14 protein-coding genes are annotated in these 16,943 nt (G+C 29.8%); 4 read left to right on the forward strand and 10 right to left on the reverse strand.

Features of this window, described 5'->3' with window-relative positions:
- Positions 1 to 152: 152 nt before the first annotated feature.
- Positions 153 to 677: a response regulator gene (locus HN894_16565; GenBank protein ID MBT7144937.1), complete on the reverse strand. Its 525-nt coding sequence runs from the start codon at positions 675 to 677 to the stop codon at positions 153 to 155.
- A 36-nt stretch (positions 678 to 713) separates the two neighbouring features.
- Positions 714 to 1,616, reverse strand: a complete 903-nt coding sequence (locus HN894_16570) for a hypothetical protein (protein MBT7144938.1) — start codon at positions 1,614 to 1,616, stop codon at positions 714 to 716.
- A gap of 221 nt (positions 1,617 to 1,837) precedes the next feature.
- Between HN894_16570 and HN894_16575 the strand changes: the two genes are divergently transcribed.
- From HN894_16575 to HN894_16590, 4 genes are all read left to right on the forward strand, one after another.
- Positions 1,838 to 3,082 (forward strand): DUF2851 family protein, encoded by a 1,245-nt coding sequence (locus tag HN894_16575; protein ID MBT7144939.1) that lies wholly within the window; start codon positions 1,838 to 1,840, stop codon positions 3,080 to 3,082.
- A gap of 96 nt (positions 3,083 to 3,178) precedes the next feature.
- Positions 3,179 to 5,104 (forward strand): potassium transporter TrkA, encoded by a 1,926-nt coding sequence (locus tag HN894_16580; GenBank protein MBT7144940.1) that lies wholly within the window; start codon positions 3,179 to 3,181, stop codon positions 5,102 to 5,104.
- Positions 5,105 to 5,472: 368 nt separating this feature from the next.
- The gene (locus HN894_16585) at positions 5,473 to 6,516 is read left to right on the forward strand and encodes a potassium channel protein (GenBank protein MBT7144941.1); all 1,044 of its coding nucleotides are present in this window, start codon (positions 5,473 to 5,475) and stop codon (positions 6,514 to 6,516) included.
- Between the two features lie 82 nt (positions 6,517 to 6,598).
- Positions 6,599 to 7,498 carry an SDR family oxidoreductase gene (locus HN894_16590; GenBank protein ID MBT7144942.1) on the forward strand — a complete coding sequence of 300 codons (900 nt, stop codon included), beginning with the start codon at positions 6,599 to 6,601 and terminating at the stop codon, positions 7,496 to 7,498.
- A gap of 63 nt (positions 7,499 to 7,561) precedes the next feature.
- Here the strand turns inward: HN894_16590 and HN894_16595 are convergent, their stop codons facing one another.
- From HN894_16595 to HN894_16630, 8 genes are all read right to left on the reverse strand, one after another.
- Positions 7,562 to 8,353 carry a hypothetical protein gene (locus HN894_16595; GenBank protein MBT7144943.1) on the reverse strand — a complete coding sequence of 264 codons (792 nt, stop codon included), beginning with the start codon at positions 8,351 to 8,353 and terminating at the stop codon, positions 7,562 to 7,564.
- 57 nt (positions 8,354 to 8,410) lie between these two features.
- Complete coding sequence (locus HN894_16600; protein ID MBT7144944.1) at positions 8,411 to 9,286, reverse strand: FKBP-type peptidyl-prolyl cis-trans isomerase; 876 nt, start codon at positions 9,284 to 9,286, stop codon at positions 8,411 to 8,413.
- Between the two features lie 115 nt (positions 9,287 to 9,401).
- On the reverse strand, positions 9,402 to 10,271 hold the full coding sequence (locus HN894_16605) for a hypothetical protein (protein ID MBT7144945.1): 870 nt from the start codon (positions 10,269 to 10,271) through the stop codon (positions 9,402 to 9,404).
- Positions 10,272 to 10,302: 31 nt separating this feature from the next.
- Complete coding sequence (locus tag HN894_16610) at positions 10,303 to 10,749, reverse strand: hypothetical protein (protein MBT7144946.1); 447 nt, start codon at positions 10,747 to 10,749, stop codon at positions 10,303 to 10,305.
- A 137-nt stretch (positions 10,750 to 10,886) separates the two neighbouring features.
- Positions 10,887 to 11,984, reverse strand: a complete 1,098-nt coding sequence (locus tag HN894_16615; GenBank protein MBT7144947.1) for a DUF1016 domain-containing protein — start codon at positions 11,982 to 11,984, stop codon at positions 10,887 to 10,889.
- Between the two features lie 192 nt (positions 11,985 to 12,176).
- Entirely contained in the window at positions 12,177 to 13,883 is a 1,707-nt protein-coding gene (locus HN894_16620; GenBank protein MBT7144948.1) for an ATP-dependent helicase, read from the reverse strand.
- Between the two features lie 2 nt (positions 13,884 to 13,885).
- The gene (locus HN894_16625; GenBank protein MBT7144949.1) at positions 13,886 to 15,652 is read right to left on the reverse strand and encodes an AAA family ATPase; all 1,767 of its coding nucleotides are present in this window, start codon (positions 15,650 to 15,652) and stop codon (positions 13,886 to 13,888) included.
- 270 nt (positions 15,653 to 15,922) lie between these two features.
- A complete protein-coding gene (locus HN894_16630) occupies positions 15,923 to 16,930 on the reverse strand; it encodes a pyruvate carboxyltransferase (GenBank protein ID MBT7144950.1) in 1,008 nt (335 codons plus the stop codon).
- Between the last annotated feature and the right edge of the window lie 13 nt (positions 16,931 to 16,943).

Genomic DNA, 16,943 nt, shown 5'->3' on the forward strand with positions numbered 1-16,943 from the left:
CGAAAAACTTTCTTAAAGAAGCGAAAGAAACTTGTTTTAGAATTTAATATTTTCTATCATAAAGAAATGTATGATGGAAGTATAGTTATTGATTATTTTATTAAGAAAATTAAAAAATTTAGACCATTTTAGATTTATAAGAATAAATTTTCTTACCATAAAGGAAAAAATCGCATTATTAAAGCAAATATAGAAATCAGTAATAAAATAACTCCAAAAACTATTCTTGTTAAAAGGCTTTGCTTTTTCTTTTTCAAGAGTTCCTTATTGCTGATAATCAATTGAACACCGTTTTGCAAGCGAAAGAACGAATTTTCATTTTTTACAATAAAATTGGATGCCCCATTTCTCATTGCCTTTTCTTCAATTTCATCATCTACATTTGATGAGTGTAGAATTACTTCGGCATTTCTATTAACTTCTTTGATTATTTTGAGGATTTCAATGCCATTTTTTGCATTTTCGTTTATCGAATTCAAATAGTAGTCGAGAACAATAATTGCTATTCCTTTGTTTTTTTTAGAAGAAGAAATGTATTCTCTCAAAAAGATCTCTCCTGAAGTATAAATATGAATCTCATGCGTAGTTGAGGATATGAATTTATCTTCTAAATACTTGAGATACATTTCATTATCATCAACTATATGAACGGTGGTTTTTTTAAATTTTTTAAGCATAATATTTTTTCGATGATACTTAATTTAGCCTCATTTCTAATAAAAATTTTCTGAAGGATCGTATTTCCACTTTGGTTTATTGTTCTTTTTCCTTCTAATATCTAAATCTTCTTTTAAAATCCATTTCCCTTTTTTGAAAAATAAACCATCTATCGAAAAATCCGGTCCATAATATTGATAATTGCCCTTAAACTTTTCCTGAGATGGAGATAAATGATCAAAAACTATCATTTCTTTCGACTTATCGTAATTTAATTGCATATATACTTTGTCAGAATATTCAAAGAAAAGTCTTTTTTTTCGTTTTTTATTTATTTTGAACATGCTAATCCCAAAATGTGGTTTGCCGCTTGGAGAAAATCTAAGAGTTTCAATTATTTTTTTGTTAGTGAAATTATTGTTTCCGTCCCAAGCGAGAAGGGTGTAATATTTGTTTCTTTTGTGTTTGTTCGCAATAATTTCGTAGTATAAAGCACCATACCAATTCGTATTTTTTAGATATTTTTTTTCTGGATCTAAAATTTCATCAGACTTGTCGAACAAAGGATAAATTAGATAAATCTTTTTTTTCTTATGATAATATTGTAAAAATCCGAAATACTTGTGAGTCCCATCAGTAAAAACCAAATTCCAGTTATAAATCCTAAAAACTCCATCGGGAGAGCGGAGTTTCCCCATCCACTTTAAAGAATCGAACTTTTCGGTAAAAGATTGTTCATCGTACAATATTTCTTCAAAAATTTCGAGTACTTGTTCGTTGTATTTAATCTTATCAGAATCATTTTTACTGACATATATATTCTCGAACAATACTTGTAGGCTATCTTCTTCGTAGGCAAAATATCTGTTTTCAATTTCTTGAGATTCAGATATTTTGCATACAAAAAGGGAACATAAAACTAATAAGGGAAAAGGCCATTTATTTATAAATTCAATCATAATTTTTTAGTTTTTATTAAAAACTTAAAATTTCAAAATTTAATATAATTTAATTGCAATAATACATAAATCTATTTCAATAAATTGAAACATAAAATTTTATAAATTGCCAAAAAAACATGAAAATGTATCTTTAATTATTAGAAATTTGCATAATAAATTTAATTCTTACTTTTGACAAAATGGGAGAAAACTTTTTGCAATTTATTTGGAAAAATTGTTTGGTTAAATCAAAAAATATAAAATCTACCGAAGACAGAAATATCGAAATTATTGATGTAGGAACTCAAAATTTCGATGCAGGACCAGATTTCATGAATTCCAAAATAAAAATAGAAGGTACTTTGTGGGCAGGAAGTGTCGAAATTCATCTTAAATCTTCGGATTGGAAAAAACACAACCATCATAAAAACAAAGCCTACGATAATGTTATTCTACACCTTGTGCGTTTTCACGATGAAAAGATTTGCAGAACCAATGGTGAACTTATTGAAACGGCAATTTTAGATTTTGATGAGAAAATTTGGTTGAATTACGATAAACTAATACTTAGCGAGTTGAAGATTCCGTGCCAGAACAAAATAAATATGATTGAGAATTTTGTTCTTGATTATTGGCTAAATACGCTTGTTTTCGAGAGGTTGGAACAAAAATCCGGTATCATCAGAGATTCGTTAGACCGGAATGAAAATAATTGGGAAGAGACCTTTTATCAAAAAGTTGCGAAGAATTTCGGATTGAAGATAAACACTTTACCATTTGAAATGTTGGCAAAATCGCTACCAATGAAATATCTTGGCAAACACAAAAATAACCTTAGCCAGCTTGAAGCAATGTTATTCGGTCAAGCCGGATTTTTGGAAGAAGAAATTCCCGACAATAAATATTATACAGGCTTGAAAAAAGAATATGGATTTCTGGCAAAAAAATTCGGACTCAAACCAATGAAAAAGCATCTATGGAAATTTCTGCGATTACGACCACAGAATTTTCCAACCATTCGTATTGCTCAATTTGCCATGCTAATATATAAGTCGAGTTCGCTCTTTTCAAAGGTTATTGAATCTACAACAATTGATGAACTTAAAACATTATTTGAAGTGGAAACTTCAGAGTTTTGGAAAACTCATTATGTTTTTGAAAAAGATGCAAATAAAAAAAACAAAAAATTTGGAAATATGGCAATCTCAGTATTAATCATAAATACTGTAATTCCATTTTTATTTGTTTACGGAAAATCGAAAAATGAAGAGAGCTTTCAAAATAGAGCTATTGATTTTCTTGAAAATATGAATCCCGAGAAAAATTCAATTATTTCGATGTGGAAAAGTTTAGGATTTAGCATCCAGAATGCTTTTGATAGTCAGGCACTTCTGCAACTGCAAAACGAATATTGCAGCAAAAAACGATGTATTGAATGTCAAATTGGAAACAAACTGATTGTTTCTAAGGATGAATATTATTAGCTTTGTAAGCGTTCTAAGCTAATTAATTCATGAATTATTCAGGCTAAAAACTTGATAATTAGAATCCATTATTACAAAAAAAGTGTTTTTATAATTATGCAAAATTACTTAACAATATTGTTTTTTTTTATAGGATTTATTTGGGTAGTAATAGCCAGTAACAAAATTTCTCAATTATTTCTAAAAATAAAATTACCCTTAATTACAGGATTTTTATTGTCAGGTGTTATAGTTGGGCCCTTTCTTTTAAATTTAATTCCGCAAGAAGCAATTGACAATTTGAATTTTGTTAATGATTTTTCACTGGCTTTTATTGCATTTGCTGCTGGTGCCGAATTATATTTAAAAGAGCTGAGAGGCAGTCTTAAAAGTATAGCATGGAATACTTTCGGCCAATTCGTGATTACTTTTATTATTGGTTTTATATCTATATTTTTTCTATCTCAGAATATCTCATTTATGCAAGATATGACAACGACAAGCAAAATTGCAGTTTCGCTTATAATAGCTACAATTTTTATTGCTCGCTCACCTTCATCTGCCATTGCAGTTATTAACGAAATGCGAGCAAAAGGTCCTTTTACAAAAACCGCAATTAGTGTAACAGTAGTAATAGATATATTAGTTATTGTGTTATTTGCACTAATTTTTTCTATTTCTAATACATTGATAACAGGAATTTCTTTTCGCTTTAGTTTCATTTTTATTATTATATTTGAATTAATTCTGTCTTTAAGTATAGGATTTATTCTAGGAAAGATTCTTATTATAATACTTTCCTTGCGTATTCTAGCTTATTTAAAATCAATATTAATATTATTAGCAGGTTACGGAATTTACGTATTTTCAAGTTACGTACATTATTTAAGCGATGTTTATTTGCCTTTTGAAATTCATATCGAACCATTACTTGCTTGTCTGACAGGTAGTTTTCTAATAATAAATTATAGTAAACACCGAACTGAATTTCATAAATTATTACATGATATTGGTCCGATGATTTATGCTGTTTTTTTTACTTTGGCCGGTGCAATGATATCATTGGATATCCTAATTAAGGTTTGGACAATTGCATTATTATTATTTGCAATACGCATTTTTGCATTGATTATAGGAACATACATTGGTACAACTTTGGCTGGTAATCCCAAATTATTTAAACGAATTGGTTGGGCTCCATATGTTACTCAGGCAGGCATAGCATTTGCAATTGTAACAGAAGTGGCTACAGAATTTTCAACATGGGGAAACCAATTTGCAACAATAGTAATTGCTGTAATTGTATTGAACCAAATAGTAGGACCACCATTATTCAAATGGGCTATCAAAAAAGTTGGAGAAAGTCGTTTACATGCAAAATCATTAGAGCTTGATATTATTCATAAAGCGATAATATTTGGATTTGACGACCAGTCTTTAGCTTTAGCCAGAGAGCTGAAAAAACATAATTGGATTGTGAAAATAGCTTGTTTGAAAAAAAGAATTGAAATTTATGATGTTCCAGATATTGAAATTTGTTTTATTGATGATCTTTCAATTGAGACTTTTGATAAATTTAAAATAAAGAAATCTGAAGCAATAGTTTTAATGCTTTCCGATGAAGAAAATTATACAATTTGTGAATCAGTTTATGAAAACATTGGAACAAAAGAAATTATTGTAAGATTACATAATCGTGATTATTTTAATCGTTTCCATGAACTTGGAGCCATAGTTATTGATCCTTCTACTGCTATGATAAATTTGTTGGATCATTTTGTTCGTTCGCCAATGGCAACTTCTTTGCTTCTTGGTATGGAGGATAATAAGGATACTTTATCTCAGGAAGTGCTCGATAAGGATCTTCATGGTGTTTCATTACGAAATTTACGTCTTCCTTCAGATGTCTTAATTCTTTCTGTTAAGCGTAAAGGTCAAATGATAATTTCTCATGGTTATACCAGGCTTCGTCTTGGAGATATTGTTACAATAGTTGGCTCACCCGAGAGCCTCGAAATTGTCAGACTACGATTTGAAAAATAGTATTGTTATACTGCTATTAGGTATAAATTGCGCTTTTCTATTTATCATTATTTTACACATCATTTGCTTCACTGTCATTATGTTATTTTAATAAATAAATGACTTAATGAAAATGAATGACTCAGTTTTTATTATAAATAAACTCAATTTAATGCCATGTGAAGTAAACCAACAGGCTTTCACTATGAAATGATATATGATGTTTCATGGAAATTATTAACTTTGATGAATTTTTTATTAAAGTAATAATTTAATATGAGCAATGTAAATGCCTGTTACAATGTTATATATGTAAAATATTTATTGAATGATTTAGAAATAATGAAGTTATACATCAAAATGCATAATTTTCAAAGTATTACAATTAAATGAAAAACAGAACAAATCGTACAATATACTTATCAATAGGTTTATTATTATTAACGATATTAATAGGAATATTGGGTTTTTATTTTATAGAGGATTACACAATATTTGAAGCATTGTTCATGACAATTATCACAATGTCCACTGTTGGGTACAGCGAAGTTCATCAACTCTCTAATGCAGGGATGGTTTTCACATCTATAATTATTGTTTTTAGTTTTGGATTGTTTGCATATGTTGCCACATCACTTACGCAATCTATATTTGACGGCGGATTATTATATTACTTTAAAAATTATAGAACTACTAAAAGAATTAGAAAAATGAAAAACCATACTATAATTTGTGGATTTGGAAGAAATGGAAAGCAAGCTGCTATTGAGCTTGATGATCATAATGAACAATTTGTAATTATTGAAAAAAATCCTGAGGTCGTCGAGAAAATTCGTGATTTCAAAAATTTTGCATATATTCAAGGAGATGCTACCAACGATGTGGTGCTTGAGGAAGCAAAAATATTTGAAGCAAAAGCCCTCGTAACAACCATGCCGGCAGATGCCGACAATTTGTTTGTTGTATTGAGTGCACGAGAAATGGAGAGTCATCCTGAAAACAATAAAACTGGAAATAGAATCACAATAATCAGCAGAGCTTCGCAAGACCATTCCGATAAAAAACTCAAACTTGCCGGTGCAGATAATGTTATCATGCCTGACAAAATAGGAGGGAAGAGAATGGCAAAATTGGTGGTGCAACCCGATGTAGTAGAATTTATCGATTACCTTATGCTTCAATCAGATAAGGATGTTACAATTGCAGAAATTACATGTCATAACCTTGCCAATTGCTTTGTTGATAAAAGTATTAGAGAACTTAATTTTAAAAGTATTTCAGGAGCCTATATTATTGGTATAAAAACTTCAAATAATGATTATATTGTAAATCCGCCCGCTGCATTTATTTTGTCAAAATCAGATAAATTATTTGTTCTTGGAACTTTGTCGCAAATAATTGAACTTAAAGAAGCTCTCTTCAAAGGGAAATAATGTAAATAAGAATTTCCAGTTTTAATGATAATTATTTGAAATATAGTTTAATAAATCATCTTTCAAAAATTCAGAAATTTTCATGAAAAAGGTTCTCATTACCGGAAGTAATGGTATGATTGGACAAAAATTGGTTGAATATATTTCGAAAAATCAAGATTTTCAATTAATTGCGAGTTCTCAAAGTAGCAATAAAATTAGATATGAAAACAATTACCAATTTGTTCAGCTCGATATCACCAATTATCGGAAGCTCAAAAGCGTTTTATTTCAACATAAACCAAATATTGTAATAAATTGTGCAGCAATAGCTCAACCAGATGCTTGCGAAAAAAATAAATCTGATTGTTGGAAAATTAATGTTGAAGCTGTAGAAGATTTAGTCGGTTTTTGCAATGAAATTGATGCTCATTTCATTCATCTTTCGTCTGATTTTGTATTCGATGGTGAAAATAAAAACCGTATTGAAACTGACAAAACAAATCCAAAAAGTTATTACGGATTGTCGAAACTCGAAGCTGAAAAAATTGTTATAAAGAAATCTAAAAAATGGTCAATAGTTAGAACTATATTGGTTTTTGGATTTCTTCCCGATTTACATCGTTCCAATATTGTGCTTCTTGTGAAAGAAATGCTTGAAACTAAAAAAATATTTCGACCTATTGATAATCAGTTCAGGACACCAACATTAGTGGACGATTTAGCTCTGGCTATTAATGAAATTGCAATACGTTCGGCTACAGGGATGTACCATATTGCAGGTAACGATTTTATGAGCATAATTGAACTTTCAGAGAAAGTTGCTGATTTTTTTGGGCTCGATAAATCATTGATAATTCCCATTTCTGCCAAGAAACTAAACGAGCCTGCAATGCGACCGCTAATCTCAAGTTTTGATATGAAAAAGGCTAATACAGATTTGGATTATAAACCTCATTCATTTCTGGAGGGCCTTGAAATTCTTAAAAATCAAATGAAGTGAGCTTTGCTTTATAGCTAATAAATAAAATATTTGAAAAAGTGAGTAAGTTTAATTTGAATAAAACTAAAAACTAACTTCTATCAACTCAGCATCTATTATTAGCTCTGAATTTGGAGGAATAATTCCCTGTTGTTTTTTTCCGTATGCGAGCTGTGGCGAAATCAAAAAACGAAATTTACTTCCAGCAGTCATCAACATTATTCCTTCTTCTAAACCTTTAATAATATCTGTTTCCCCAAGGATAATTTCCATTGGTTCGCCTTTTTCTACCGATGAAAAAAATGTTGTGCCATTCAACAAATATCCAGTATAGTGAATTTTAATTTTATGTCCTTTTTTTGCATAAATTCCATCTCCTTTTTCTACAATAAAATATTTTAAGCCGGTAGAAGTTTTCAAAGTGTCTAAACCACAAACATTTAATAGCCTAATTATTCTTTCGATAGGAACAATTTTTATTAATTCTAAATAATAGATAAGAGTTGAATTTGGTGGAATATTTGCTTGCGGAACATTCCCATAAGCTAGTTCAGGTGGTACAATTACTGTTGCTTTGCCCCATTGATTCATATATAAAACAGCTTCATCAATTCCTTTAATAGTTTGGTTTTTACCGATTTCAAAATTTATTGCGCCATATCTTCTATTACTTTCAAAAATAGAATCATCGTCTAATAATCTTATATCTGAATAGATTGAGACTCTATCGCCAATTTTGGGTTTTTCGCCACTACCGCTTTGTGTAATTTTATACTTTAAGCCCGATTTGGTTGTTATGAAATCTTGCCCAAAATCTGATTGAGATTTTATTGATAATACACTTAAAAATGATATTATTATAAGGATATATTTCATATAAAATTTTTGAATTTTATAAATCTATTAACTTGTTAGAATAATAAAGTTGGTCATTTAATCCTCCATTTTCAAAAACTCAAGTTCGAAAATGAGTGTTGAAAAGGGTGGGATAGAGCCTGTTTGTCTTTTTCCGTAGGCAATATGCGATGGAACAATCAGTCGGGCTTTTCCGCCTTCTTTCATTTTCGAAATTCCCTCATCCATACCTTTAATTACTTCGCCTCTACCCAGTTTAAATTTCAAAGGTTTGTTTCTTTTATAAGAACTATCAAATATTTTCCCATCTATAAATTTTCCAGTATAATGCACCGAAACTGTTTTGCCGGCTTGTGCTTTTCTGCCTTTTCCTTCTTCTAACTTTATATAATACAGACCGCTCATGCTGGCTTCAATCTTGATATTAGCTCTTTTTAAATAATTTTCTAAAAGCTTCATTTCATCTTTTTCATCCGATTGATGTTTTGCTTGCCGTTCGCGAGAAAAACTGTCCATAGATTGAATTCCTGATAGTTTAATATAGAAATTTATAAAGTTCTCAGGTTTTATTCCTTTTGGAATTTTTCTTTTTCTGGTTTTTGTATAAAAATCGTAGGCATTGATTTTACAAACAAGGCTATCTCCAATATTCATTAGCGAAAAAGCATCCTCAATGCTTCCACCAAAATGACTTGCTTCATTTAGTTGCATTCTGAATGCTCCTTTATAATCTCTAGAATCGAACAATATAGAATCTTTTTCGCTTTTATAAATCATTTTTAAAAGGAGAATATCGCCTAATTGTGGTTTATTCGCATTTTCATTATGTACAACAAGACGATATTCTAATCCCGATAGATGTTTGGAAAATTCAATAGGATTAGAACAATTTGGCATTAAAAGTATCAAAACAAAAATGAACAGAAAACTTATTAAAATATTTTTATTTAGCATAATACGAAGTTTTTAATTTTAAGTGGAGATTCAAATTTTATAGTTTTATTGAGAAAATATAGAACATTCAGATTTTGTTGAATTAATGAGCATCTATCAAATACAAAGTATGATTCTACTCTTTAGACAATTTCCATCTTTTATGGCTCCATAACCATAAATCAGGCGATTTTATTATAGCATTTTCTAAGAGTTCGGCATATTTATCAATAATTCTATTAGTATTTTCCTTTTCGTGTTCTTCTTCAATTATTTGAAATTCAATTTCGTAATGTCCTCGTTTGGTTTTTTTGAAAGATGGAAAAATAACTACCTGATTACTTTTTTTAGCAATCCTATCAGCGCCAATCAGAAATGCAGTATCTTGATTCAAAAATTTAACCCAATGTTTAGAACTGCTTTTTCTGGGTCTTTGATCGCCGGCAATAATATTTATGGTTAGAATATTTTTTCGTTTATAACTTATAATTGTTTTGTATCCAACTTTTGAAGGAATACAATTTAGTCCATTTCTACTACGGCTGACTTGTGTTATTTCTTCAAAATAATTATTCGATAGAGGCTGATATAATGAATTTACATGATAAGGCACGAAATGAGGCAAAAAAGACAACCACTCCCAATTGCCAAAATGAGCAGAATATAAAACTATATCCCTTTTTTGATCGAAATATTTCTGAATCATTTCAGGATTTTTAATACTTAATCTACTTGTAATCTCATTTTTACTGATAGTTATGGTTTTAATAGTTTCAAATATTATATCGCAAAAATGTTGATAAAATTCTTTTTCTATTTTTTTTCGTTCTTGAAAACTTTTATCTTTAAATGAGTTTTTAAGATTTTCAAAAACAACTTTTCTTCTGTATTTTATTAAATAGTATAAAATCACAAATATTATGTCGGATAAAATGTGCAAAACAAACATTGGTACAATTGAAAGGACATAAAAAGGAATGAATTTTATTTTGGGAATGAATTTCATTTATGTTTCTAAATTTTTTGTTAACTTCTACCTAATCTTGTAAATCATCCGGTATTGATGATAATGGAACTATAAGTCCATCTACCATTACCATATCTTTCAAAGGATTACTTTTTTCCATTCGCTGTGTTGAAAATTCAGGACTAAAATATCCCATATTAAACATTTCCTTAATTTGTCGAGCTTTATTTGATACTGTTGAATTTTTAGCACCAAAATACTCACTTATTTGGTTTGCTGTCATATAAGGTTCAAATGATTTGTCAAATAAAAAATTTATCGAACCAATTGCATAAATAACTGCAGCAGCCCAAATTTCAATTTTTCCTCTTTGGAATGGAACATCTCTTTTTCGTCCTAATTTCAAAATTAATTTTTCACAAAGTTGATAATAATCATCATCAAGTTTTTGAGAACAAAAAATACTTGTCTGTTCTAATAATTGCTTTTCTTTTTTTTTGATTTCTTTTTTAGTCATAATTTCATTTTTTGGTGTTGGTAGCGAATACGGCTATTGAGGCAGCAACCTGGGTGGCTTGTGTAGTGTAGGCGGCTTTGTCACCAGAACGGAACATGCCATCCAAGATACTGACTTCAAGGCCGTTGTTAAAGCAACTATTCATTATTTAATTCATCATTACTAAATTCTTTTTCAATATCCTCGATGCTTGGTAGTTCGGATTTCAGCTGATTTGGGATTGCCTTGCTAAATTCGTATTTGGCTATTCCTATTGGCTGTTTTAGTACGTCCAGTAAATATTCTGCTTCTATTTTGTCGTGTTTTTTGCATAATATCAGCCCAATTGTTGGGTTGTCATTTTCTGTTCTTAATGTTTTATCTATTGCAGAAATATATAACGCTAATTTTCCTGTATGTTCTGCCTCAAATTCTCTTGCTTTTAGTTCAATTACTACATAACATCTTAACTTTAAGTGATAGAAAAGCAAGTCAATATACCTGTCTTTTTCGGACAATTGTACTTTGTACTGTCTGCCGACAAAAGCAAATCCTGCCCCCAGTTCTAAGAGGAATTTGGTTATGTGCTTTGTCAATTGGTTTTCAATGTCTCTTTCGTCTGCTTCTTTTTTAACCGTTAAAATATCGAAAATATATGGGTCTTTTAATGTTTGATTTGCTAAATTCGACTGTGGTTTTGGTAATGTATTATTGAAATTTGAGATCGCTTTTCCTTGTCTTGAATACAAATTCGTTTCAATTTGTATTTCTAAAACTGACCTCGACCAACCGTTTATTATGGTTTCATTTATATAAAACAGTGCTTCTGAAATGTCTTTTATTTTTGTTATAATCAATATATTATGACCCCACGGAATTTGTGCAACAACTTGTTGCACAAATTCAATTGAGTTAACTTTTTCTGGGAGTTTCTTTTGTGCAACAGATTGTTGCACTTTTTCAAATCGTTCATTATAAAACAAATACCACTTTTTCATATAGAACAGGTTTCTACGTGAAAATCCTTTCATTTCAGGAAACTCAGATTGTAAGTCTTTTCCTAATTGTTCAACAACAGCATCCCCCCAATTCTTAGTGGATTGTTTTTCGATAATATCTTTTCCTAAGTTCCAATAGAACTCTAACATTTCCGAATTGACAGACAAAGCTGCCTTAATTTGCAGCTTGTAAACTTTCTCCTTAATGGCTTTAAACCAAATTTTATAATCTTGATTTGAAGACAATTCTATTGACATTAAATATTTTTTATTGTTTAAAATTAATTGTTGTTTCATATCAGATGTACTATTGAACAAAATTAAATCTATTAGTAATAATAGTCTATTTTTCTACCAAATAATAGAACTTCATCTGGTTCAATAGTTGGCTTCAATTCATTATTTTTTTGTTCATCAATAATCATTTCGTTGGTTGTAGTTTGTCTTATTTTAATTAATTATATCTATAAACATACTTGGATAATAATTGTGTAATATTATCAGGTACTTTTTAGCTCTACTTACCGCAACATAAAACAACTTTCTTCCTTCTTCAATTCCTTCTTCTGTCAAATCCTCATATACATAATCATTTCCATCTTTACCCAGATATTTCTGATGTGGTATTTTATGTTCATTCATTTCATTCAATATAACAATATCATATTCCAAGCCCTTTACCTTGTGTATTGTATTGTTTGTAATTCCGTTTAACCCTGATAATGTTTGCATATACTGACCAATGTTCCAGATGCTTTTCTCTCCATCTTTTATCAATTCAATTATTTCTGTAAACGTAGAATGCCGTATTCCAAATAGCTTATCGAAAAGGCGACTAAAATCTTCAAGCCCTTGCGTTATTGGTTTTTCAATATCGTTTTCAAGCGTGTAACTTATCAATTCATTTGTTTTATAGTAGCTTGCTTTGTCGGAAAATGATAAATCATTTTCAAGGTAGTGAAGTTCAATATTTCGCTTTACTTTTCTTAATGCTCGGCTATTTTGGTCATGATAATAGCCTGCCAATGATTTCAAAAGACTGAATGTAGAGTTGTTTGAAATGTATTTATGTGGTAAAGCTCCTAAACCAACAATATTATATTCATTTCTTAAAATTGTACTTACATTAAATGCGGAATACCAACTTGTTGATAATATTGATATTTCTTTAAGTTCTACTTTACATTTATCAACTAAATGCTCCATTACTTCTTTTACAATTTCTTCATAATTTGCCTTTTTTGTTTGTATAAATTTGACAGGCAAATCAAGTTCGTTATTTTCAGAAGAACTGTTATCTATTACAGGATGCTCGTCAAATAGTTTTGTGTAAGTACTTACAATCTTTGCAGAAGAACGATACGCTTTGTCTAACTCAACAGGTTCTGCACTAAAATCGACCTTTGCTTTTCCAAAAGAATTTTCAATAGCTCCTGCGAAGGAAAATATCTGTTGTCGCTTATCGCCAACCATAAAAAAGGTACATGTTCCATTGTTATGTGTCTTTTTTAGAATTTCATATTGAAAAAGGTTTGTATCTTGAAATTCATCTACCAAAATTTCATAGAAGGTACTTGCTAATGATTTTAAAATAAACTCATTTTCTGAAATGATTTTGTGTGAGCGAAATAGTATTTCGTTGAAATCAATTACTTTAATACTTTCTTGATATTCTGAATATCTTCTCGCTACTTCAATTATACTAATTTCATGATTCCAATCTACTGACATGTCAAGATTTCCTTCTATATCTTTCTTGATTTTGTCAATTTCATCAAATTTATTTTGTCCAAAGTTTTTCTCTAACTCTATATCTAGGTTGTTCTCAAAAAAGACTTCCTTTTCTTCATAGCTAATAATACGAGGTTTATACCACTTATAAATCCAACCATAAGGGCGCAAAATAAACTCTAAACAAAAGCGATGAATTGTACCTATGAAGACATTGTTTTGATTTATTAATCGTGATGATATTTCATCGGCTGCTGCATTGGTGTATGTTATCAATGCAATAGTTTTAAATTTTGGCAAATCTTCAAGTTTATACATTGCTCTTGCAACAAGGGTTCTTGTTTTACCGGAACCTGGTGATGCTGTAACAAGAGTATTGCCCTTAATTTCAAATACTGCTTTTTCTTGTAATTTATTTAAAATCATTATTATACTGTTATATTGTTATGCTTGAAAATAAATTCAATTGCATCTTGCAAATAACTTGGTATCTCAAAATCTTTATCAATTTGTAATGATAATTCTTGTGCAAAGCGACCTTTTTTTATTGTTCCATCAATTCGTGAAATAAGTTCTTCTGCCCAATTGTCTGGTTTTGTTGTAACTGTTTCAACTAAATTTTCATAAGATTGTGTATGATTTAAATTCTCAAAACAAGTTTTCAGGGTTGCAGTATTTTTCTCATAATCTGGAAATAAATCAATTTCTAACGTCTCATTGCCACTAAAAACTTCTATTCTATTATCTATTTCATAGCTTTTGGCATTTTCAACCGCTGTTGTATATTCTTCCGTTTCTTTTATTTCTTTTTTATCTCCGTCAATTATAGCACAAACTATTATTTCAAGTTTGTCTTTTTGAAATAGTTCAAGAAAAGGATCAAAGTAACGACTATGGATTGGTATTACAGATATATTATATTCAGTTAAATCAATTCCGAATTTTTGTTTTGCTATTGCAGGAATTATAAATTGCTCTGCAACACCTTCAACTAAAATTACTGACGATGCAAAGAAAAGCTCTGAACGAGTTGCATCTAAATATCGTTTTAATAACAATTGGTCTCTATTGACTTTTTTATCTTCGCTTTTTTCAACAAATGGGGAAAATGATTTCACCTTTTTTTCAGGAGTGTTAAAAATAATATTTAAGTTCTTAAAATTACAATCACTTGCTATGTGAGTAGAATGAGAACTCATAAAAACTTGTGTATTTGATGTATTACTTAGATTTGAAAAAAGTAATTTTTGTAATTGAGGATGTAAATGAGCTTCGGGTTCTTCAATGAGCAAAATATTTATTTCATTATCGTCTTGCTCATTAACAAGTCTTGAAAGAAATAAACTCAAATATAATAAGTTTTTCTGCCCTAAACCTAACAAATACATTGGTAAGGTTTGTCCTTCTCGTGGATTATAAAACAATTTCAATTGGTCCCATATTTCTGTATCATAATCCGTTAAAACACCAATTGAAATTGGGAATGAGAAATGCTTACCTGCAATTTCTTTATTTTTTGATTTTATTGTTTCTGCAATTTTGGGTATAAACTCTAAATCATTTATTTTCTTTGAGGATTTAGTTAAAATTGATTTTACTTTGTCTAATTCACTTTCAGTATCTTCCCTTGATTGACAATATAAACTCAACATTGATTTAGAATTCCCAAAAAGTTCCGTATTTATATTTCTAAAATCGGAAATAAAAAATAGATTTATCCCTTCGAGTTCTTTTATTGAAATTTCATTATTTTGTTTAATAATAGTGTTGAAGTCCGTAGAATTTCCGCTTCCAAAGAGTTTCCATTGAAAATCCTTTACTTCTGCTTTTTCGTATGTTTTTGTGGTTGACGCAAATTTTGTTCTATGTGCGTAAACATATGTTACCCTGACTGTTTTATCTGAACTTTTTATTGTATGAAGATTAGGAAAGCTTGATAAATTTTCACCTTTTAGTTCAATACTAATCAGAATATTAGTATTAAAATCTATTTTTTTAAATCCGTGAATATCTTTTTCTTGTAATCTTCTTGAATTATAGGACAAATTTTTATCAAAAACTAACCTAATTGCCCAAAATAAATTACTTTTTCCGATATTGTTTTCACCAATAATCGTTTGAAATTCCTTTGTGAAATTAATTGTAAAATCTTCGAAATTTCTGAAATTCTTTATTGTTATTTTATCAAGATGCATAGTTCTTCTCTTTTTCTTAAATTGGGCACAACTCATTTATATATCTACCTTTTTCTGACAAAAATAACCAATATTTCCAAAACCGGAACACTAAAATTGCTTTCAAAATAGAGTCGTGTAAATATAACTTTGCCAAAGTTTTAAACTTTGGCAAAGTTCAAAGTATTACCATCAAAAGTGCAAGTTGCAGATTTTGAACGACTTGCAAATCGAAATATGTAACAATTTGTTATAATTATTATTTTACTGTTTTATTTGAAATAATGACAACTACCTTCCAGTCAAATTTTTTGGAATTCTACCATTATTAATTGTTTCTGACCTAAGTTTGCGTCCAACAATTCTTTCAACCATTGTTCCAATTTCTAATACTTTGTCAATGTCAAGTCCTGTATCGATTCCCATCTCGTCCATCATTACAACCATATCTTCAGTATTAACTAATCCAACAGCAGCAGGATCTTTATAATAATATTTCCCTGTTCCTGACACAGGTGTATTATCGACAAAATTTGCAGGCTGACCACCAAGTCCACCAAAACAACTTTCGAAGTTTGTTACTCCTGCTTGAAGAGCCGCAAGAACATTAGCATTTCCCCAGCCACGTGTTACATGAAAATGAGCAATCTGTTTATGTGGATTGCTTACTTCATTTAATAACATATCGAAATATTTATAAACTCTGTCGGGCGAGGCTGAACCATCATGGTCGGCATGTTCTACATCATTTGCTCCAATATCAAACCAACGTTTAGTAAATTCAATGGCTTTTTCCAATTTAGTTGGTCCTTCAATCGGGCATCCCCAAATTGTGCTTACAGTTCCGTTTACTGTAATGCCGGCATCGTGGCATTTTGGAATATATTTTTCACACATTTTCCAATAATCTTCAAGCGAAAGACCAGAATTTGTTTTGTGATGCGACTCACTGGTTGAAACCATAACTAAGATTCTATCTGGTCCGTAGCCATCAAGTTTTGCTTGAATAGCTCTTTCGATAGCTCTTTCTCGAATCGTTATAGCTGTAAGTTTTACATCATCAATTAGATGTTTCACTTTTTTACTTTTTCTAATTTTCTTAAACAGATCATCAGCGTCTTTAAATTGTGGCATTCCTTTAGGATTACCAAAATTTGTTACTTCAAGATGTTTGAATCCGGCTAATATGGATTGTTCTAAAACCCATAATTTTGCCTCAGTTGAAATATAACTTTCTTCGTGTTGAAAACCGTCTCTGACAGTTATATCGCCTAAGGTAACTTTTTTTGGATAGTTCATAACTTTCTATTTT

It is taken from the genome of Bacteroidota bacterium, from assembly GCA_018692315.1.
Lineage (GTDB): Bacteria > Bacteroidota > Bacteroidia > Bacteroidales > JABHKC01 > JABHKC01.